General features: G+C 58.9%; 1 protein-coding gene and 1 pseudogene. Both read left to right on the top strand.

Annotated elements, in window-relative coordinates:
- Positions 1 to 94: pseudogene (locus tag ABT116_RS50735) on the top strand (iron-sulfur protein); the annotation flags it as partial.
- Positions 95 to 835: 741 nt separating this feature from the next.
- Positions 836 to 1,003, top strand: a 168-nt coding sequence (locus ABT116_RS50740; protein WP_351648740.1) for a WhiB family transcriptional regulator, incomplete at its 3' end; no start/stop codon positions are given.

A 1,003-nucleotide genomic window follows, 5' to 3' on the forward strand; every position in this document is an offset into this window, starting at 1 on the left:
CCTGGCCAACATCGACGAGATCCCGGTCGGCGGCGGCAAGATCTTCAAGGACGAGGAAGTCGTGGTGACCCAGCCGGAGCAGGGCCGGTTCAAGGAGGCCGTCGACGCCAGCCGCAAAAACGGTGACGCCGCCACACCCGCCCGGTACGTCCGAACCGCAATCGCGGCGTTCTTCCGTGCCAAGCGAGCCGAACCAGCACTGACCGTCCACCTTCCCGATCAGGATCCCGTCTCCGGAGTCCACTACGCGTTCGTGTCGAACTCGAGCCCGTGGACATATCTGGAAGAGCGCCCCGTACACACCAATCCGGGAACGACTTTCGACAGCGGACTCGGCATCTTCGCCATGACGAGCACCAAAGTCCTACCGTCCTTGCGGGTTGTGCGACAGCTCCTCGCACGCGGCGCCGAGCCGAAATCGAAGGTTCTTCTCCGCACCGACGACGTCCCGTCAATCACCATCGAATCGTCGCGACCGATCGGACTGCAGATGGACGGCGACTACATCGGACTTCGCGAAAAGGTCGAATTCACCTCGGTACCGGATGCACTGGAAGTGTTCGCACCGATTGCGACGTGAGTCAGGCAACACGTTTGACCTGCAAAAACTCTGGTGCCGAATAGCCGAAATCGGGTAAAATGCCGGTGACGCCCAGGTGGCCGTCAGGTGTGTCACAAATTAGTGAGTTGGCCCACGAACCCGTTCAAACCTATTGACATACCGTGAGTTCGTGAAAGCATTCACAAGTAACAGTGCGGAAACATTGATGACGCACACACAAACTCATTGGTACCAAATGGTGTGAATACACACCCAATTAAGGAGCGAAAAAAGATGGACTGGCGCCACAACGCAATCTGTCGCGACGAGGATCCCGAACTGTTCTTCCCGGTGGGAAACAGCGGACCGGCCCTCGCTCAGATCGCTGATGCCAAGGTTGTCTGCAACCGCTGCCCCGTCACCGCCGAGTGCCTGTCCTGGGCTCTCGAGTCCGGTCAGGAT

Source organism: Streptomyces sp. NPDC002130 (assembly GCF_040296465.1).
In the GTDB taxonomy this organism is placed as follows: Bacteria; Actinomycetota; Actinomycetes; order Streptomycetales; family Streptomycetaceae; genus Streptomyces.